The sequence below is a fragment of the Streptomyces sp. 2-1 genome, assembly GCF_048564895.1.
In the GTDB taxonomy this organism is placed as follows: domain Bacteria; phylum Actinomycetota; class Actinomycetes; order Streptomycetales; family Streptomycetaceae; genus Streptomyces; species Streptomyces phaeochromogenes.
Genome location: NZ_CP183383.1, coordinates 8,178,736 through 8,198,563, shown reverse-complemented (window position 1 = coordinate 8,198,563; position 19,828 = coordinate 8,178,736). Strand labels below are relative to the sequence as shown.

15 protein-coding genes are annotated in these 19,828 nt (G+C 71.1%); 9 read left to right on the top strand and 6 right to left on the bottom strand.

The window, feature by feature from the left end:
• Positions 1-39 precede the first annotated feature (39 nt).
• Positions 40-4,965, top strand: a complete 4,926-nt coding sequence (locus tag ACN20J_RS36045) for a DNA repair ATPase (protein ID WP_266760912.1) — start codon at positions 40-42, stop codon at positions 4,963-4,965.
• 242 nt (positions 4,966-5,207) lie between these two features.
• Positions 5,208-5,789: a hypothetical protein gene (locus tag ACN20J_RS36040; protein WP_266760910.1), complete on the top strand. Its 582-nt coding sequence runs from the start codon at positions 5,208-5,210 to the stop codon at positions 5,787-5,789.
• Between the two features lie 468 nt (positions 5,790-6,257).
• Here ACN20J_RS36040 and ACN20J_RS36035 read toward each other — a convergent pair whose 3' ends face one another.
• Together ACN20J_RS36035 and ACN20J_RS36030 are read right to left on the bottom strand one after the other, a co-directional pair.
• The gene (locus tag ACN20J_RS36035) at positions 6,258-6,794 is read right to left on the bottom strand and encodes a MarR family winged helix-turn-helix transcriptional regulator (RefSeq protein WP_266760908.1); all 537 of its coding nucleotides are present in this window, start codon (positions 6,792-6,794) and stop codon (positions 6,258-6,260) included.
• Positions 6,795-6,828: 34 nt separating this feature from the next.
• Positions 6,829-7,917, bottom strand: coding sequence for a PP2C family protein-serine/threonine phosphatase (locus tag ACN20J_RS36030; RefSeq protein WP_189841189.1), 1,089 nt, complete (start codon positions 7,915-7,917; stop codon positions 6,829-6,831).
• A gap of 821 nt (positions 7,918-8,738) precedes the next feature.
• Between ACN20J_RS36030 and ACN20J_RS36025 the strand changes: the two genes are divergently transcribed.
• Positions 8,739-9,260: a hypothetical protein gene (locus tag ACN20J_RS36025; RefSeq protein WP_266760905.1), complete on the top strand. Its 522-nt coding sequence runs from the start codon at positions 8,739-8,741 to the stop codon at positions 9,258-9,260.
• 583 nt (positions 9,261-9,843) lie between these two features.
• Positions 9,844-10,254, top strand: coding sequence for an ATP-binding protein (locus ACN20J_RS36020; RefSeq protein ID WP_266761276.1), 411 nt, complete (start codon positions 9,844-9,846; stop codon positions 10,252-10,254).
• A 341-nt stretch (positions 10,255-10,595) separates the two neighbouring features.
• On the opposite strand, the gene ACN20J_RS36015 is transcribed toward ACN20J_RS36020, so the two are convergent.
• Entirely contained in the window at positions 10,596-11,210 is a 615-nt protein-coding gene (locus ACN20J_RS36015; RefSeq protein ID WP_266760903.1) for a DM13 domain-containing protein, read from the bottom strand.
• Between the two features lie 234 nt (positions 11,211-11,444).
• On the opposite strand from ACN20J_RS36015, the gene ACN20J_RS36010 reads away from it, so the two are divergent.
• Positions 11,445-12,446, top strand: coding sequence for an NAD-dependent epimerase/dehydratase family protein (locus tag ACN20J_RS36010; protein ID WP_266760901.1), 1,002 nt, complete (start codon positions 11,445-11,447; stop codon positions 12,444-12,446).
• A gap of 29 nt (positions 12,447-12,475) precedes the next feature.
• Here ACN20J_RS36010 and ACN20J_RS36005 read toward each other — a convergent pair whose 3' ends face one another.
• Complete coding sequence (locus ACN20J_RS36005; protein ID WP_266760899.1) at positions 12,476-13,588, bottom strand: sensor histidine kinase; 1,113 nt, start codon at positions 13,586-13,588, stop codon at positions 12,476-12,478.
• A 2-nt stretch (positions 13,589-13,590) separates the two neighbouring features.
• Positions 13,591-14,319 (bottom strand): response regulator transcription factor, encoded by a 729-nt coding sequence (locus ACN20J_RS36000; RefSeq protein ID WP_266760897.1) that lies wholly within the window; start codon positions 14,317-14,319, stop codon positions 13,591-13,593.
• 127 nt (positions 14,320-14,446) lie between these two features.
• Between ACN20J_RS36000 and ACN20J_RS35995 the strand changes: the two genes are divergently transcribed.
• Genes ACN20J_RS35995 through ACN20J_RS35985 form a run of 3 tightly spaced genes read left to right on the top strand, consistent with a single transcriptional unit; the run spans position 14,447 to position 16,571 of the window.
• Positions 14,447-15,181, top strand: coding sequence for a glycosyltransferase family 2 protein (locus tag ACN20J_RS35995; RefSeq protein ID WP_419667582.1), 735 nt, complete (start codon positions 14,447-14,449; stop codon positions 15,179-15,181).
• Positions 15,178-15,795 carry a TIGR04282 family arsenosugar biosynthesis glycosyltransferase gene (locus ACN20J_RS35990; protein WP_266760893.1) on the top strand — a complete coding sequence of 206 codons (618 nt, stop codon included), beginning with the start codon at positions 15,178-15,180 and terminating at the stop codon, positions 15,793-15,795. The genes ACN20J_RS35995 and ACN20J_RS35990 overlap by 4 nt, the downstream gene beginning before the upstream one ends.
• Positions 15,792-16,571: a class I SAM-dependent methyltransferase gene (locus tag ACN20J_RS35985; protein ID WP_266760891.1), complete on the top strand. Its 780-nt coding sequence runs from the start codon at positions 15,792-15,794 to the stop codon at positions 16,569-16,571. The genes ACN20J_RS35990 and ACN20J_RS35985 overlap by 4 nt, the downstream gene beginning before the upstream one ends.
• A 316-nt stretch (positions 16,572-16,887) precedes the next feature.
• Here the strand turns inward: ACN20J_RS35985 and ACN20J_RS35980 are convergent, their stop codons facing one another.
• Positions 16,888-18,156, bottom strand: coding sequence for a molybdopterin-dependent oxidoreductase (locus ACN20J_RS35980; RefSeq protein WP_266760889.1), 1,269 nt, complete (start codon positions 18,154-18,156; stop codon positions 16,888-16,890).
• Between the two features lie 115 nt (positions 18,157-18,271).
• Between ACN20J_RS35980 and ACN20J_RS35975 the strand changes: the two genes are divergently transcribed.
• Positions 18,272-19,594 carry a hypothetical protein gene (locus ACN20J_RS35975; RefSeq protein ID WP_266760887.1) on the top strand — a complete coding sequence of 441 codons (1,323 nt, stop codon included), beginning with the start codon at positions 18,272-18,274 and terminating at the stop codon, positions 19,592-19,594.
• The last annotated feature ends 234 nt before the right edge of the window (positions 19,595-19,828 follow it).

Genomic DNA, 19,828 nt, shown 5'->3' with positions numbered 1-19,828 from the left:
CCTGCGCGCAACCACGCGAACGTGAAGGGAAACTGACCCATGGCAACCGGCCTGGACACCGGTACGTACGACGCACTCGACACCGGGACCTACGAGGTGCTGCGTGATCGCCTCGCCGCTCAGGCCGCCGAACTCGCCCGGCGCGCCGAGGCGCTCAACACCCGCCGCACCGAGGAGTTCGGCTCGACCCGGCTCGAACTGACGGGCACCGAGCGGCTCCGGACGGAGCACACCTGCGTGCCCCGCGACATCGTCTCCGTCGGCGAGGCGCTGCTCTTCGGCCACAACGTCTTCCTCGGTCTGAAGCCGGACACCGCTGTGGGCGACGTCTTCGCACTCCACGACCGCGACCTGAACCGGCTACCTGACGACGCCGTGCCCGGCCTGCTCGACGACCCTGCCTTCCTCCGGGAATTCGCCGCCCTCTACCGCTACTACCGCCAGACCCACCTCCTCCAACTGCGCCGCACCGACGGCAAGGTGCTGGCTGTCTTCCAGACCGGCGAGAAGGCCGCCGACATCCGCGTCCTGCGCTGGGCACTGTCCGCCGACGGACAGGCGGCCTTCCTCGACGCGCGCGGAGAGCGCGACCACGTCTTCCCGCCCTCTCACGACTTCGAGTGGACCGACACGACGCGCGAGGACCACGTCCTCGGCCGCCACCCACACGTCTCCATCCAGGGCGAGGTGTTCGTCGAGACGGTCGGTGGCACCCTCACCGTCAAGGTCGAGGACAACACCGAGACCGGAGAGGGCGTTTACGCCGAGCCGGTCGACGAGCCACTGCAGTCCCTCGCCGACGCGGACATCGCCCACGCACGCGTGGGCGCCCTCATCCTGCTGCGGATCCGCCCCTACAAGGAGGGCACCCACCGCCACCTGGTGTTCAACACCCTCACCAAGACCGTCGTACGCCTCGACGGCATCGGGCAGGCCTGCCGCCGCCTGCCCGAGGACCAGGGCATCGTCTTCCCCGGCGGCTACTGCCTGGCCACGGGCGCGTACAAGACCTTCGACGGCACGGCCGCCCCCCTTGACATGGCAGCCCTGGAGTTCGAGCGCACGGTCCGCTCGCCCAACGGCGAGGACGTGCTGTTCGCGTTCCACGCGCGCGCGGAGGGCCGCAGCCTGCTGCTGCCCTACAACGTGATCCGCAAGGAGGTCGCGACGCCGCTGTCCTGCCACGGCTGGGCCCTGTTCGACGACGGCACGCTTGTGGTGCTGCGCGCCGACAGTGATGAGCCGCAGCGCGTGCACCCGGTCCAGTTGTGGCGCTCCCCGTACGTCTCCGACACCCACGCCGCCATCCGGCCGACCGGTACCGGGCCGCTCGCCCGTATAGGCAACGCCGACCTCGTACGCGGCCTCTCCGACTGCCTGTCCATCACCCGCGCCGTGGCCGAGACCTCCCCGACGGGCGAGGTGTACGAGGCGCTGGCCGCCGCCTGCGTCCGGGCAACGGACTCCTACCACTGGCTGGGCGACGCCGAACTCGGTGATCTGCTGAGCCCGTTGGAGCAGGTGCAGGCGACGGCCGAGCAGGTGCTGGCCGAGTTCGAGACCGTCCAGGCACTGACCCGGCAGGCCACCGACGCGCTCAGCGAGGCGGCGAGCCGCGTCGCGGCGGTGGTGCGCCGGCTGCGTGGTGAGGTCCCGCGCGGTGCTGCCGCCTGGGTGTCGGGCCTGGCCGACCTCCGGCAAGCGCAGGGGCACCTGCTCACCTTGAAGGAGATGCGGTACGCGGACACCGTCCGCATCGACCAACTGGCAGCGGATGCCGAGGCCGACCTCACCGCGTTCGGGCAGCGGGCCGTCGCCCACCTCGCCCGAGAGGACGCCTTCGCCGACCACCAAGCCGACATCGAACACCTCGTCGCAGACGCCGAGTCGATCGCCACCGTCGCCGAAGCCGCACCCGTCACGGATCGCCTCGACGAACTCGCCGACCAGCTGCGCACAGTGACCGAGGTCGTCGCCGGGCTCGACATCGGTGACACCACCGTCCGTACCTCCATCCTGCAGCGCATCGCCGAGGTCCTCGGCAATGTCAACCGTGCCCGCGCCGTCCTCGACGGTCGCCGCCGCGCGCTCCTCGACCACGAGGGGCGGGCCGAGTTCGCCGCCGAGTTCGCGCTCTTCGGGCAGACGGTCACCGGCGCGCTCACGGCCGCCGACAGTCCTAAGACCTGCGACGAGCAGCTCTCCCGCATGCTGGTGCAGGTCGAGAACCTCGAATCCCGGTTCGCCGAGTTCGACGACTTCCTGGGCGAGCTGGCGGACAAGCGCGACGAGATCCATGAGGCGTTCTCCACCCGAAAGCAGACCCTCGCAGACGCCCGCGCCCGCCGCACCGAGCGCCTTGCGGACTCGGCGAACCGGGTCCTGGAGACGGTCACCCGCCGTGCCGCCGCGCTCCCCAACGCGGACGCGGTCGCCACGTACTTCGCCTCGGACCCGATGGTCGCCAAGGTCCGGCGGACAGCGGACGAGCTGCGCGACCTCGGCGACCAGGTACGGGCCGAGGAGCTGGCGGGCCGCCTCAAAGCCGCCCGTCAGGAGGCGGCCCGCGCCCTGCGGGACCGCACCGACCTGTACGCCGACGGCGGCCACACCCTCCGCCTGGGCCGCCACCGCTTCGCCGTCAACACCCAGCCGCTCGACCTCACGCTGGTCCCGCACGGCGACGGCCTCGCCTTCGCGCTCACCGGCACGGACTACCGCTCGCCGGTGATCGACCCCGAGTTCGCCACCACCCGCCCCTACTGGGACCGGCCGCTGCCCTCCGAGTCCCCGGAGGTCTACCGGGCCGAGCACCTCGCAGCCCGCCTGCTCGACGAACACGGACCGGCCACTCTGGCCGGGACCGACGACCTCGCCACCCTCGTACGACAGGCTACGGAAGCCGCCTACGACGAGGGCTACGAACGCGGCGTGCACGACCACGACACGACCGCGATCCTCACGGCGCTGCTGCGCCTGCACGAGGCAGCGGGTCCATTGCGCCACGCGCCCGCGGCCCGGGCCACCGCCCAGCTCTTCTGGACTCATGGCACGACCTTCGACGAGCGCGCGGCCTGGGCGCGCCGCGCGGTATCCCTCGCGCGTGCCCGCGACACGTTCGGGCTCACCCCGGCGATCGCGGAACTCCAAGCGGAGCTGGCAGCCGCGATAGGCCATGCGGAGACCGGGGCGCACGCCGCCGCATACCTCTTCGAGGAACTCACGGCCGGCCCCGAGGGCTTCGTCATCAGCACGACCACGCGCACCCTGCTGGACAAGTTCCGTCGCACGGTGGGAACTTCGGCCTACGACGAGGACCTCGTCGCGCTCGATGACCTGCCCCCACGCCGCCAGGTGATCGAGGCGTGGCTGTCGTCGTACACCTCCGCCACGGGTGCGGACCTGCGCCCTAGCGACCTCGCCGAAGCCGTGGCCGCCGAACTCTGCCCGGATCTGACGCGCTACGAGTCCGACGCGCCGCTGACCGAGACGGTCGAGGGGCTGCTCGGCTCCCACCCCCGCGTCACCGGCGGCACGCTCACCCTACGCATCGACGAACTCCTCACCCGCACCACAAACTTCCGCACCCGCGACGTCCCCGGCCACCGCGCCTACCAGCGGCAGCGCACCGCCCTCGTAGCCGCGGAGCGGTCTCGATTGCGGCTGGACGAATATCGCCCGCACGTGATGTCCGCGTTCGTCCGCAACCTTCTCATCGACGAGGTCTACCTCCCGCTCATCGGCGACAACCTCGCCAAACAGCTCGGCACCACGGGAGACACCAAGCGCACCGACACCGGTGGCCTGCTGCTGCTCATCTCCCCGCCCGGCTACGGCAAGACGACCCTCATGGAGTACGTCGCCGACCGCCTCGGGCTCGTCCTGGTCAAGGTCAACGGTCCGGCTCTCGGCCATTCCGTCACCTCGCTCGACCCTGCCGAAGCCCCGAACGCCACAGCACGCCAGGAGATCAAGAAGATCAACTTTGCCCTTGAGGCGGGCAGCAACACCCTCCTCTACCTCGACGACATCCAGCACACCTCCCCCGAGCTGCTGCAGAAGTTCATCCCGCTGTGTGACGCCACCCGCCGCATCGAAGGCGTATGGAACGGCGAGCCCCGCACCTATGACCTGCGCGGCAAGCGCTTCGCGGTCTGCATGGCCGGCAACCCCTACACCGAGTCCGGCAGCCGCTTCCACGTCCCGGACATGCTCGCCAACCGCGCCGACGTCTGGAACCTCGGCGACGTACTGACCGGCAAACAGGACGCCTTCGCCGCCAGCTTCATCGAGAACGCCCTGACCGCGAACCCGGTCCTGGCCCCCCTCGCAGGCCGCGACCGCACCGACCTCAACCTGCTGACCCGGCTCGCCGAGGGTGACCCCATGGCCCGCGCCGACCAGCTCACCCACCCGTACGCCCCGGCCGAACTGGAGCAGATCCTCGCAGTCCTGCGCCACCTGCTCACCGCCCGAGAGACAGTCCTCGCCGTGAACACGGCCTACATCGCCTCCGCCGCCCAGAGCGATGCCACCCGCACGGAACCGCCCTTCCAACTCCAGGGCTCCTACCGCAACATGAACAAGCTCTCCCAGCGCATCCAGCCCGTCATGAACGACGCCGAACTCGCCGCCGTCATCGACGACCACTACACGGCCGAGGCCCAGACCCTCACCACCGGAGCCGAGGCGAATCTGCTCAAACTGGCCGAGCTCCGCGGCACCCTGAGCACCGAACAGGCTGCACGCTGGACCGAGTTGAAGGCCTCGTACGTTCGCGCACAGGCCCTCGGCGGCGCAGAAGGCGACCCGCTCAGCAAGGCTGTCGCCGCCCTCGGTCTCCTCGCCGACCGCGTCGCCGCCGTCGAGTCGGCCATCACGCGCGCGACCGACCCCCGCCACCTCATCGCCAACCCCACAGCCCGCCACGCCGTACGCCCGGCCCCTGGCCCCGGGGACCGCTGAGGTGATCTGACCCACCCCGACACTGCTTCCCCGGCAATCGGCCAGTTCCTGGCATCGCCCATCGGACACGTGGTGCCACAGCCGGCCGGGCCCGTTTGTCGGACGCACGGCCCGGACGGAGCCAAGGAGCGGGAAGCACCGGCCGTGGACGTGGCCGGAAGCGATGAACAGATGGGGTCGATCGTCCTTCCTCGTAGGACACTGGAAGGAGGCTGTCGGTGCCCACGAGGGGGTGTCGACCGATGGCAACGTCACGGCAGGCCGCCATGCGCTCGTGGCGGTGGCGGCGCAATCCGCTGAGGCGGCACAGCGACGTCATCGAAGCCTGGGTCGTGCTCGCCGGGTGGATCCTCGCCCTGGTGAGCGGTCTCTGGGCGGGTCTGGGGGCGGCGAACGCAGTCGAGAGGGCCGCCGACCAGCAGCGGGCAGAGCGCCGCACAGTCTCGGCCGTCCTCGCCGAAGACGCGGACGACAAAGCGCCGGCCCGAGCGATGAGCGACCACCGGGTGTGGGCCACCGTCCACTGGACCGCACCGGACGGATCTATGCGTACGGACGAGGCCAGGGTGCCACCCACCACACCGGCCGGAAGCCGGGTCACTGTGTGGATCGACAGGAGCGGCAACCCCACGGCCAAGCCCCCGACCAGCGGCGAAGCGCAGCTCCAGGCAGCCTTCGGAGGCCTGCTGGCGGCGGTCGGCACGGGCGGTGCGGTGCTGGGCTTCACCTGGGGCGCACGCCTGGGGCTGGACCGGTGGCGCATGGCGCAGTGGGCCGCAGAGTGGGAGCGGATCGACACACGGTGGGGGCGGAGAACGGGCTGATCCGAACGGAACGGGAGTGGGTACGGAGGAAAACCGGGCTGCAGGTACGGCGGTGGCGTCGTACTGGAAACCGTTCAGCTCGGCGGCCAGTGCGGGGTCCCTACCGTTCCCGCCTCCTGTCGGAACCCGGCGAAGTCGTGTCGCCGCCTACGGTGCGGCCGCGCGCGGGCGGGGACGGCGGCCAAGAAGCTCGGCGAGACCTTGACGGGTCGAGGCCGGCGCGACCCGGTCCTCGGGGTGCAGGACGTATCCGGAGTGCAGTTCCCAGAACAGGCCCGGCGGCCGGTCATCGCCATCGGCCGTGTGGGTCGCCGCGAGGTCGGGGCGGCTGTCGGCAAGACACCGGCGGCACGGCCCGCATCGCCGGAAGACGGCCGACAGGTCGGCCGCGCATCACCACCTTGCATTATGCAAAATGCACCAGGGGCGGAGAAGACCGGCCAGAATATTGAGGGCGCAGCGGGCAGGTCAGGCGTCGCGGGCCACTGGGAGATCCACCGCCCAGCCCAGCGGGTACGGCTCCACGTCTTCCAGCGTCATCGCTGGTGGCTCTCCCCCGGCCTCGTTGAAGGCGGCAAGGGCCTCGATTAGTGCCAGTCTCTGTGTCGGGGTCAGCCGTTCGACGATCGCAGCGATCTCGGCGTGACGCCGGGTGGTGACGTCCTCGACCGTGCGTCGCCCCTCGTCCGTCAGCTGCAGCAGGGTCTCACGACGGTTGGCGGGGTTGGTCTGCCGGTCGGCGAGCCCGGCCGCGATCAGCCGGTCCACCATCCGCATCGCGGTGGACGGCGCCACCTGGAGCAGGTCGGCCAGCGCGACCAGCTTGGTGGCCCCACGCGTGGACAGCACCACCAGCATCCGGAACTGCGGCAGCGTCACGCCTTCCTCAACCGCGGCGAGAGAGCGCGCGGAGACCGCCACCAACAGCCGGGTTGCGGTCAGCACCGCACGGCTCACCGTGCGAACATCGTCCATCGCCCCCGCGGGGGTCTCGCGCTCTGACATGTGTCCTTTCTACCGTGCCGAAGTCGCTGCTCGCTCACGTGATGGGGGCAGATTTTCCTTCCTCATGACCGTGGTACCGGAGCAGGAGCATCGCGGCGTCGTCGTGGGGCGGTCCGCCGGCATGCTGGGCCAGGTCCGCGCGCAGTGTCTCCAGGGCGCGGTGCGCGTCGGGGTCCTTCAGCAGATGCGCGCGTTCCCCGACGGGATAGAAGTGGCCGTCCTCGTTCCGGGCCTCGGTGACGCCGTCGGTGTACAGCAGGAGCTGCTCACCGGGAGCGAAGTCCACCCGATAGGACTTCGGGTCCTCGCCTCCGTGTGCGCCCAGCCCCAGCGGAAGGGCATGGGCGGGCGGCTGCGGGAAGTCGACGGCGCCGTCCCGACGTACCACCATCGGCGCCGGATGGCCGTAGTTGAGGAAGACGACCTCATGGCGTGCGCCGATCTCGGCGAGGATCGCGGTGACGAACTTCTCACCCTCCAGCTCCCGGGCCACGCTCCGCTCCAGGCGCTCGCCGAGCCCGACCAGGTCCGGCTCGTCGTGCGCCGCCTCCCGGAACGCGCCGAGCACCACGGCAGCCGTCTCCACCGCGGCCAGGCCTTTGCCCTGCACATCACCCACGATCACCCGGATACCGTGCGGCGAGGCCACCACCTCGTACAGATCCCCGCCGATACGCGCCTCCGCGACCGCCGAGGTGTACGACACCGCCGCCTGCAGCGGACCCGCGGTCAACGGCACCGGCCGCAACAGCACCCGCTGGGCCACCTCGGCGATCGACCGGACGCTGGCCAGCTCCGCCTCCCGGCGCGAACGCATCACAGCCGCCGCGATCCCCACACCAGTCACGCCCGCCACCGACCCGAGGGCCGCGAAGCCCCGGCTCTCGTCGAACTGCCCGTTGTAGAAGCCGAGCCCCACACACAGCAGCAGCGCTGCCGCGCCGGTCCCGGCCGTGCGGCGCCATCCTCCGATCAGCCCCGAGAAGGCCGGTCCGAGCGACACCAGCGGCAACAGGCCCACTCCGGGTCCGGCGACCACGTCCACGCCCGCCACCACCGCCATCACCACGGTCGGCATCCAGGACAGCACCGTCCAGTTCGATGACGGCTTCCGGTCGGTCATGACGTACTCCAGCGGGTCGCAGCGCTTCGAGAGCCGCCCCCTCGTCTCCGCAGGCGGCCCTCTCCCACCTTTAGGCTATGCAAAGGTTGCTCGCTTGCGATGGCCTTCAACCCCGGACCTTTGACTGATTGAGACCGATAGCCGACATTCCCGGCCTGCGGCAGGCAGCGATGACACCCAGAGAAACCACACCCTGCAGCCCTCCCCAACCCCCCCACGGACGACGGGACCTGACGGCGCGGCCGCCGATCCTGTTCTTTCACACAGGGTCGGCCCGCCCTTCGGGAGACCGCTGCTCCTGTTGCGCTACAACCGGCCGCACCAACTGCTGATCAGTGATACCGGTCCGGGGAGAGGCACGAACCCTGCAATAGCTTCAGCCCCTCGGGGTGAGCAGGCGGAATCAGAGTCACCTCTAGGGCGAGCGAGGCAGGGCGGATTTCACGGCCGCGTGAGCTCTCGCAAGGTCCGCGCCCCCGGGGCCGCAACATCCACCGGCCACCACCCGGGAACGCGCTCCGTCGCCGGAAGCAGTCGGGCGCACGTCACGAGAAGCGGACCGGAATGGCTGGCGATCTCATTTTGCACTGTGCAATGATCGAGTCGGGGGCGAGCCGACGGCCGATTGCTGTTCGGCGCCCAGGAGGTACAGCGGCAGAATTATGCGGCACGAGCCGACATTCCGGCCGTCGGCGGGCTCGCCTCCCACGGTTCCGCGACATCAGGATCGATGACGCTCCACAGGTCACGGAGCCGCGCGGCACTTCACGGGGCGAAGCCTGTGCCGCCTGTAAAGCGTGAACGCAGGGGGAGAGGGGACCGTGAACATCCAAGGGCGGGGCGGCGATGGGCCGCCCGAAGAGCCGGACGGCGTGCCGTCCCGGCCCGAGGAGGTCTGGCTGAAGTTCCTCACCGACAGTGAGCGTGCCATCCGCCAGTCGGCTCTCAGGGAACCCTCCGCGCTGGAACGGGCCCAAGGACTGCACCTCCGGCCTTTTGACGTCGGAAGAACTGATCGGCGGGCGTGTCGTCCGCACATCGAGCCGGCGGAATGCGGTACGCACGCGGTTGGCGACCTGTGGCAGCCGGAGGGCCCGTGGCCCGAACCGGCCTGGCGGGACCTGGGCGGCCGAGCCAGGCTCCGGCGCGTCGGCCGCGTGGCTTCCACAGCGGCCGCGATCTCTCTGGCCCTCGGGGCCTGGTCACTGCTGTCCACCGGCGGGGACCTCCCGCGTGACACCTCGGACGACACCACCGTGCAGCGGCTGGAGGAAGCGCCCAGTGAGCTGTCCACCGCATCTCACTTCCCGCGCGAATCCGGCTCCGCGGGGCCATCTTCGTAGGCGGCCCTTGCCTGCTGAGGCACCCCGCTCGGAGGACGGCACCTCGACGGCCCCGGTACGTCCTGACGATGGGCAGTCCGCAGGGCCGGGTAACGGGCCGGCGGGCTGGAGTCCGTGCCCTCGCCGAGATGGTGAGGTCGCTGTTCATCACGGTGGCAGCGTCGGTCCGCGCTCTGAACACGAGAACATCTGAGGGGGTAGGGCCGTGCCGTGCCCGTCACCCCGGCGACTGCTTCCAGACCCGAGCGCCGCGCCAGGGCGGTGCCAGTGATCAGCGCGGGCCAGGCCTGGGCCGTCAGAGCACGGTTCCGGGCCGGGGTTGCGGGAAAGAGAGACCGCCCTCCCCACGACGTCCGTGGTCGGCGAGGACGGCCGACCCGGTCAGTGGCTGCCGGTCAGCCGGCCGGCGAGGCGACGATGCATGTCAGGGTCGGATCTTCCGATTTCAGGTCTGGTGTGCGGCGCCGTTTCAGGGGTATGCGGGCGTCGGTACCCGTGTTGCTCAGGACGAGGGTGGCGGTGTGGCTCAGTGGTGCATGAGGACGAATATGAGGCGCTAGCCAGCTACCCGATCCTGTCCGTCATGGCCTTGGACGGCAGCGAGCCGATCGCGGAGGCCCGGCATTCGGCCCGCCGTTTCATGGCCGAGGTGCAGGCCGTTCACGGGCTCCCAGTGTCGGAGCGTGCGATGGGCATGGTGGAACTGGTGGTCAGCGAGTTGGTGACCAACGCCTATAAGTACGCGCCCGGACCGTGCCTGCTGGACCTGGAGCTCAGCGACGGTGCCGTGGAGATCAGCGTGTGGGACACCGATCCGACACTGCCGGCGGCCTGTCCTGCTGATCCGGGCCGGGTCGGGCAGCATGGCCTGGAGATCGCGATGGCGGTGTGCCGCAGTTTCGAGGTGCGGCGCGAGCCGGTGGGCAAGCGCGTGAAGGCCGCGATTGTGCTGGCCGACGACCCCGGCGGGGGTCCTGCGGGCCATCTGATGTGACCGGGCTGGTCAGGCCGCTTGAGTCCGTGCTGGTGGGGTGATGGGCAGGGGCCGGACTCTTCTTCTGGCGGGTGAGGCGGCGTGTCATCAGACCAGCGCCTTCCACGGTCCGAGGCCGGGGCCCTTACCGCAGACATTCCAGGCCTATGCCGACCTGGTCAACAACACAGGTACTCGGCAAACCTCTCGTCACTATCGCACCACAGGCCAGCCTTCGCCGCCCCGGGAAAGGATGAGGGAGCACCCCTTTCTTCCCTTTGGGGCGGCAGGCCCACCCCGCCTCAGCAGAGCGGTTCCGGCACCGGATTGGTGCCGGCTCGCGGCTTCATCGTGGACTTCCTTCAGCCGCGGATGAGTTCGGCGGCGCCGAAGGAGACGTCGAAGCGGTCGCACCAGATGCTGACGCTGCTGTAGCGGGACGGATCGACGTCTTCCGGCAGGGCGTAGTTCTGACTGCCTTTGTTGCCTTTGAGCTTGCCGAGGCTGGCGTACTTGCCGTCGTCGAAGAGGTGCCAGCCGGCCCGCCCCTGCTTGACCGGCGCGTCGGTCAGCCATACACGCAAGTCCGGACCGTTGCTGGTGTCAAGGCTCTCCAGTCGCACGACGTGGGAGCCATCGGCCAGACGTACGAGCTTCACCGTGCCCGATGTGGTGTGCTCGTGGCTGATCAGCTCACCACTCGCCAGTGTCACGGGCCCGGGCGGCGCCGACGGGGAGGACGACGTCCCGGGGTTCGCTTCCGGGGCCCGGGAGGGCTCTTCGACGCCGGGCAGGGCGGATGTCCCGGGCTTCGCTTCCGGGGCCCGGGAGGGCTCTTCGACGCCGGGCAGGGCCTCCGTCACCGTCTCGTCCTGCCAGAGCTTCCACGGCTGGAACCAGTACAGCCCGGCACCTACCCCTACGACCACCGCCACCAGCACCCCGATGGCCAACGGCCCCACTCGCACGCGCCCCATGCCGTTCCTCTTTCCGTTCCGGGAGTTGCCTCGTCACTTCCTATTCAACGGAAAAGAGGGCCGTCCGGGCTGGGGTGGCCGGTGACGAAATCCTTACGCCACGGCACGGGGGTACGCGTGCGGGCATGGGGACGGCTCGGCAGGTCGCGTCTGTTGTCTTGTTTCCCTTACGGACTCGTGACGTGGTGCGCGCGGTCCGCGGTCGCGACGGGTGGGCCGCCCTACCGTGGGCGCATGCGAGTACTGGTCACCGGCGGTGCCGGGTTCATCGGGTCCCATGTCGTCGAGGCGCTTGAGGCGTGCGGGCACGAGCCCGTCGTCTTCGACGTTCGTGACGACCCGGATGCGGACGTGCGGAACCCGGAGGCGGTGGCCCGTGCGCTGGCCGGTGTGGACGCCGTGTGCCATCAGGCGGCGATGGTCGGCCTGGGTACCGGATTCACGGACGCGGCGGAGTACGTCTCCCGCAACGACCTCGGCACCGCCGTACTGCTCACGGCCATGGCCGAGAAGAGCGTCCGGCGCCTGGTGCTGGCCGGCTCGATGGTGGTCTACGGGGAGGGCAAGTACACGTGCGCGCGGCACGGGGTGGTACGGCCCGGGCCCCGGGATGTCACCGACCTGGCGGCCGGGCGTTTCGAGCCGCGGTGCCCGGTGTGCGGGCAGGAGTTGTCGCCAGGGCTGGTCGGGGAGGACGCGCCGGTGGACCCGCGCAACGTGTACGCCACCACCAAGCTCGCCCAGGAACATCTGGCCGCCGCGTGGGCACGCTCGACGGGCGGGTCGGCGGTGTCGTTGCGCTACCACAACGTGTACGGGCCCCGGATGCCGCAGGACACGCCGTACGCCGGGGTCGCCTCCTTCTTCCGTTCGGCGCTCGCCCGGGGTGAGGCCCCGCGCGTGTACGAGGACGGTCGGCAGCGGCGCGACTTCGTGCACGTACGGGACGTGGCGGCTGCCAACGCGACGGCGTTGGAGGCGGATTCGCCCGCCGGAGCGCTGACCGCGTTCAACGTCGGCAGCGGCGAGCCGCATACCGTCGGAGAGATGGCGACGGCGCTGGCCGCGGCAGACGGTGGGCCCGAGCCGGTCGTGACCGGCGAGTACCGGCTGGGCGACGTGCGGCACATCACGGCGGACTCGTCCCGGCTGCGGGCGGAGCTGGGGTGGAAGCCGGAGGTCGCCTTCGCGGAGGGCATGCGGGAGTTCGCACGGGCCGGGATGCGTGGCGCGTAGCGCCCCTTGGACCGGTGGTGCTGCCCGCTTCAGGAAGCGGCCGCGGGCAGCACCACCTCGAAGCGGCAGCCACCGGGGATATTCCGTACGGTGGCACAGCCCTGATGGGCCTCCACGATTCCCCGGACGATGGCCAGGCCCAGGCCGGCCCCGGCAGGCGGGGTACGGGCGTGGGTGCCGCGCCAGCCGGTGTCGAAGACGCGCGACAGGTCCTCCTCGGGGATGCCGCCGCAACCGTCCGTCACGGACAACACCACGCCGTCCGGAGACCACTCAGCCGCCACGGCGACCGTGCCGTCGGCCGGTGTCCGGCGGATCGCGTTGACGAGCAGGTTGCCGAGGACCCGGCTCATCTCCTTGCCGTCCACCTCCACCGGCACGGGTTCGACACGGCCGCCCACCAGCCGTACCCCGTGTTCGCGGGCGAGCGGGTCGGCACCTGCCAGGGCGTCGCCGACCAGGTCATACAGGGACATGCGGGAGAGCGTGAGAGCGAGGGCGCCCGCGTGGATGCGAGAGAGCTCGAAGAGATCGCCCACCATACCGTTGAGGCGTTCCACCTCGGTGCGGATCTGGCGCAGATAGCGGTCGGGATCGGCGGCCACCCCGTCCTCCAGCGCCTCGGCCATCGCACGCAGGCCCGCGAGCGGGGTACGCAGATCGTGCGAGATCCAGGCCACGAGTTCACGCCGGGAGGCCTCCAAGGCACGCTCCCGCTCCCGGGATGCGGCGAGCTTCGCGCTCGTGGCGGCCAACTCGCCGCTGAGTGCGGCGAGTTCGGCGGTGGCCGCACCGTGGGGTGCCGCAAAGTCGCCGCCGTCGCCGAAGTCGCGGGCGGCGAGCTGGAGGGCGCGGCTGCGGGCGACGACCCAGCGGCCGAGCAGCAGCGCCGTGGCCAGGGAGACGACGGCGGCCATCGCGACGACCATGGTCACGACGGTCAGGTCGTGCGGGGACAGGAACATCGCCTGCGCCACGGCCAGGGTGCCCGCGAGCATCGCGGTCACCGCGACGGCGGCCACCACGGTGAGCGATGCGGTGAGCGAACGGCGGCGCAGCATCCACAGCGCACCCGCGCCGAGCAGCCCGGCCGCGCCGGCGCCACAGAAGGCGAACAGAGCTATGAGCAGAGTGTCGCGCATGGTCAGACCCCCTTGCAGTCGGGATCGGTCCGGGCCGGGTCGAATCGGTAGCCGACGCCCCACACCGTCTGGATCAGGCGGGGCCTGGCGGGATCGTCCTCGACCTTGTTGCGCAGGCGCCGGACGTGGACCGTGACGGTCGAGAGGTCGCCGAAGTCCCAGCCCCACACCTCCCGCATCAGGTCCTCCCGGCTGAACGCCCGGCCCGGATGCCGCAGGAAGAACGCGAGCAGGTCGAACTCGCGCAGGGTCAGGGCGAGTTCGCCGCCGTTCTTGGTGGCGCGGCGGGCGGCCTGGTCGACGGTGAGTCCGGCCGCGCTGTGGGAACGCGTGCCCGCGCGGGGCCGCGTGCGGCGCAGGACCGACTCCACCCGCAGCACCAGCTCCCGAGGGCTGAACGGCTTGGTCACGTAGTCGTCCGCCCCCACCTCAAGACCGAGGATGCGGTCGTCCTCGTCACCCCGGGCGGTGAGCATGACGACCGGCACGGGGCCGCGTGCCCGCAACCGGCGGCACACCTCCAAGCCGTCCATGCCGGGCAGCATCAGATCGAGCACCACCAGCTCGGGCCAGTGCGCGGCGGCACTGGCCAGCGCGGCCGGTCCATCTCCAGCGCGGTCCACGGCGTACCCGGCCCGGTCGAGGTATCCGGCGACGACCTCGGCGACCGTGGGGTCGTCGTCGACCACCAGGATGCGAGTCGGTGCCGGCCCACTCGGTTGCTGTTCCATGCGGCCAGCCTCGCACCACGCCCTGCTACTGCGGCGCCCACCCGGCACGAACCGGCCCTGACGTCCGTGTTTCGTAAGGAGCCGAAGTCCGATATGTGCCGTTCGTGTTCGTAGGGTGAGAGCCGTGATGACCTCTTCCACACCCGAGGACGTCGATGTCGTCCTCCCCTGCCTGAACGAAGCCGAGGCACTGCCCTGGGTACTCGACCGCATTCCGCCCGGCTGGCGTGCCCTCGTGGTGGACAACGGCTCCACCGACGGCTCGGCGGACATCGCCCGGGAACTGGGCGCCACCGTCGTCCACGAACCGCGCCGCGGCTTCGGCGCCGCCTGCCATGCGGGACTGACCGCGGCCACGGCCGACATCGTGTGCTTCTGCGACTGCGACGCCTCGCTCGATCCGGCCCTACTCGTGCCGTTCGTGGCCGAAGCCCGAGGCGGCGAGGCCGACTTGGTGCTCGGGCGGCGCCGACCGCAGGGCCGGGGCGCCTGGCCCGTGCACGCCCGGGCGGGCAATCTCGCACTCGCGCTGATGCTGCGCCGCCGCACCGGTCTGCGCCTGCACGACCTCGGTCCACTGCGCGCCGCCCGCCGCGAGGCACTGCTCGCCCTGGACCTCACCGACCGGCGCAGCGGCTACCCGCTGGAGATGGTCGTCCGGGCCGCCGACGCGGGCTGGCACGTCACCGAACACGACGTCCCGTATCTGCCGCGGTCCGGTGCCTCGAAGGTGACCGGGACCTGGCGCGGCACCTGGCAGGCGGTGCGCGACATGAGCCGTGTCCTGGCCGAGCGACCCGCCGTACCCGCGGCGGCCACGGCACAGGCACAAGCACAAGCACAAGGAGGATCCCGCCGGTGACCACCCTGCTCGTCATCGCCAAGGAACCGCGGCCGGGACGGGTGAAAACCCGGCTCACACCGCCGTTCACACCCGAGGAAGCGGCGGCGCTCGCCGAGGCGGCCCTCACCGACACCCTGCGCACGGTGGCCGCGGCACCCGCCCGACGCCGGGTCCTCGTCCTCGACGGGAGACCCGGGCCCTGGCTGCCGCCCGGCTTCGACGTCGTACCGCAGTGTGCGGGCGGCCTCGACGAGCGCCTGGCCGCGGCCTTCGCCGGCTGCGACGGACCGGCCCTGCTGATCGGGATGGACACACCGCAGGTCACCCCCGGCCTGCTCACTGCGGACTTCGACGGGTACGACGCCTGCTTCGGCCCGGCCGAGGACGGCGGCTTCTGGGCGCTCGGGCTGGCGGAGCCGGACCCGGACCTGCTGCGCGGGGTCCCGATGTCGACGCCCACCACGGGCGCCGTACAGCGCGCCCGGCTCGTCGCCGCCGGCCTGCGGGTGCGCGACCTGCCGCGCCTGCGGGACGTGGACACGTCCGCCGACACCGAAGCGGTCGCCGCCCTGGCGCCGCACGGCTGCTTCGCCGCGGAACTGTCCCGGCTGCGGACGGCCGACCGCCGATGAGCACAGCGCATGAGGTGATGGCGCGGGGCCCCGCCGACCACAGTTGGTCGGCCGACCCCTACGCCGACGCCCTCCGGGCCGGACGCGGACCCCTCTTCCTCCGCCGCAGTGACGGCTGGCTGCTGCCCCTGGACGTCGAGCGCTGGTGTGCGCGGGCCGACGCCGTGGACCGGCAGGTCCTGGACCGATGCGAGAGTGCCGTTCTCGACGTCGGCTGCGGGCCCGGAAGGCTGGTCACGGAGCTCGCCGCCCGGGGCCGGACCGCGCTCGGTGTCGACGTCAGCGAGGCCGCCGTCGCCCACACCCTGGGCCTCGGCGGGCCTGCCCTGTGGCGCTCGGTCTTCGAACCGCTGCCGGGCGAGGGCCGTTGGAACACCGCCCTGCTTCTGGACGGCAACCTCGGCATCGGCGGCGACCCACGCGCCCTGCTCCGGCGACTGGGTGAACTGCTGTGTCCAGGCGGCCTGTTGATCGCCGAGACGGCCCCGGTGGACGTGGACGAGCGCGTCGAGGTCCACCTCGTGGGGGCCGCCGCAACCGGGGGCTCGGCCGACGCCACGTTCCCCTGGGCCCGGCTCGGCTCCCCGGCGTTGCTGCGGCACGCCCACCCGCTCGGCTGGTGCACCACCGATCAGTGGACGGCAGGCGGCCGGTCCTTCGTCTCCCTGCGCAGCCGCAGCACCAGAAGCAGCACAGAAGCGCCGAACAGCAGAGCCGTGATCAGCAGCCACCGAGTGAGGAAGTCGCTCGCCGACAGCCCGGTGGCGGACTCGTAGCGGTCCGCCACCCGGCCGCTGATCAGCGGGAACCACACCAGCAGGAGCAGCCCGGCCAAGGCAGCGGGCACGCGTACGTACACAGCCCGCTCCCGGTGGCCGATCGCGCCGGATGCCCGTACGACCGCACGGTCCAGCGTCGCGTACAGCGGCAGCAGGACGAGATCGTGCACCACCGCCGCGCCCACGAACCACAGCGCGACCTGGAGCCAGTCGTCCGCGAGCAGCCGTACTCCTGCGTATCCGACGAGGGTGAACGAGCAGGCGAGGAGGAGCAGTTGGAGCGGGCTGCCCACGCTCAGGCGCAGCTTCTTCATCACAGGTCTCCGAACGTCATCCGGGCCACCCACTTGGTGTTGAGCACACCGGGCGCCGCGGGCACGATGATCCGGGCCGGGTAGCCGTGGTCAGGGGTCAGCGGCTCGCCGTTGACGTCCAGAGCGAGCAAGGAGCGCATGTCGCGCACCTGGTTGGACCGCAGGGCGGCCCGGCGGAAGGCGCCGCGTCGCTGGAGGGACTCCACCATGACGTCGGGCGCCGCATCGGCCTCGTAGCCGACAAGGGCAGCGAGGTTCCGCAGTCGTACGCCTCGCCACCACTGGTCGGAGGTGGACCAGCCCTCGACGCAGGCGATGGGCAGCGCAGCGCTGTGCAGTGGCAGTTCCAGCAGCTCGGCGCGGCTCAGCCGGACGGTACCGGAGGGCCCGGTGACGACCAGCCGCCACGCTTCCTCGCTCGTCTCCGCCGCGCTGATCCCCCTGGACACGGCCGTCTTGTTGACCTGGAAACCGCCGGGACCGCTGCCGGGATCGGCGCCACCGTGCGGCGCGAGGAGGGCGGTGCGCCGCAGCGGACCGTCGAAGTTCTGCCCGACCGTGGTGCCGAACAGCAGCAGCGAGCCGCCTCCGACCAGCCCCAGCGCCCCGCGCCGCGAGGTGGTGGGCGCGACCGGGTCGGGGGAGACCAGCGAGGGCACCGCCTCCGCCGGTTCCTCCCCCGAACCGGCCTCCCCCGCCCTTTCCTCCCGCAGCCGCCGCAGATTGCGTACCGCGGCCGGCGTCTTCAGGACGGCATGCACGACGAACGCGGCGAAGAACACCCAGGCGCCGTAGAAGTGCAGCGGATAGAAGGAGCCGGGGAAGAGGTAGTCCAGCTGGACGTTGAGCACACCCGTCACGAACTCGAACAGCGCGCCCCCTACCAGCAGGAGCAGCGAGATCCTCTCCAGCGCGTGCGCGAGCGACCGGGCCGGCGGCAGTTGGAACAGCCGGGGTACGACCGACCACAGTTTCGCCAGCAGGACAGGGACCAGGGTGATCCCGAGTGTGACGTGAACGCCCTGGTTGAGGCGGTACAGCCAGTGCGGGTCGGTCGGCCAGGCGAACAGGTAGAAGCCGAGCAGTCCCTTGTCCGGGGTCTTGTCGTTCACCGGCGCCAGGCCGGGGTTGTAGGCGGCGTAGGACAGCAGCCCTGTCAGGAAGAGCACCGTGATCCCGGCGAGCAGCACCACGCCGAGGACGGAGGTGAACCAGGGGCCGCGCACCGGGCTGCGCCAGAAGGAGGGTGAGGAAGGAGACCGTGCCATACCCCGACCGTAGGTCCGGTGCACCCGGTGAGAGGGCGTGCAACTCATGACGAAAGGCTGACGTCCGCGCCTGTCGAGGCTCCGGCGGCCGCCGTCCGACCTAACGTCTCCCAGCGTGAACCGCGATCTTCGCCGCGACCTCTACGCCGTCGCAGCCGCCGCCCTGCTCGTGGTGGCGGCCACGCTGACCGGCATCGCCATCAAGCGTGCCAAGGACGTCCTGCACGTCGGCTGGCCGCCCCTGTACGCCAACTGGCTGCCCCACACCGGCCCCGGCACCCCGGCCGCGGTCACCGTCGCCATCGCCGTCGTGGCGTACGGCCCGTCCCTTGCCGCGCGTCTGCCCTGGCGGCCATTGTTGTGGACTTCCTGGGCCACCGCCATGGTCTGGACCTTCTCCCTCGCCCTCGTCGACGGCTGGCACCGCGGGATCGCCCGGCGGTTGACGACCGGGTACGAGTACCTCCAGGTCATCGACCGTTTCCAGGACATCCCCGACACCCTGCGGGACTTCACCCAGCACATCCTGATCGGCTCCCCCGACAACTGGCCCGCGCATGTCGCCGGCCATCCCCCGGGGGCCACCCTCACGTTCGTCCTGCTCGACCGGATCGGCCTGGGTGGCGGAGCATGGGCGGGCGCCTTCGTCATCACGGCCGGAGCGACCGCCGCAGCCGCGGTCCTCGTCACCCTCCGGGCACTCGCGAGCGAGGCCCTCGCCCGGCGCGCCGCGCCCTTCCTCGTCCTGGCCCCGGCGGCGGTCTGGGCGGGCACGTCGGCGGACGGATATTTCGCGGCGGTCGCCGCCTGGGCCGTCGCCTTCCTCGCCCTGGCGGTGACGGGTCACCGGCCCCCAGCCACCGCCCTGGCCTCCGGACTCCTCTTCGGGCTCACCACCTATCTGTCGTACGGGCTCACTCTCCTCGCCGTGATCGCAGGCGCCGTCCTGCTGCTCGGCTCCCGACGGCTCCGGATCCTCCCGTACGCGATCGCCGGACTCGCCGTCGTCCCAGTGGCGTTCACGGTGGTCGGCTTCAACTGGTGGGAGGCCTACCACCTGCTGGTCGAGCGCTACTACCAGGGCGCCGGCGGCTTCCGCCCGTACGGCTACTGGGTGTGGGCCAACCTCGCCTGCACAGTCCTCGTGGTGGGCCCGGCGACGGTGGCGGGCCTGCGCCGCACCGGCGCCCTCCTCATCCGGTGGCGCACATCGCCCGACGCCGAGCGCCGCATGGGGCTGCTGCTGTGTGCGGCCCTGCTCATGCTGCTCGTCGCCGACCTGTCCGGGATGAGCAAGGCGGAGACAGAACGGATCTGGCTGCCCTTCGCGCTGTGGCTGCTCGCGGCGGGAGCCTTCCTCGACCGCCCCCGCGTCTGGCTGACGGCCCAGGCAACCCTGAGCCTTCTCCTCAACCACCTCCTGCTGACCGGCTGGTAGAGGGCCGTACCACCCCGCTCAGAGATGACCGGGCAGGACGCATCCCTTCGATCACTCCCAGGTCATCGGTGCCGGCAAGGGCGAGTCGGCCGAAAGCTGTACGGTGCCGCGGCGGACTGGCTGGACTCCTCAGTCGGCGCCCCTTCTGGCGATTCGATTGACGGACTCATGGATGGATTCTCAGCCGCCCGGAATCCCTCACCGAAAGCGAACGATTCGGGCTCAAGACAGTCC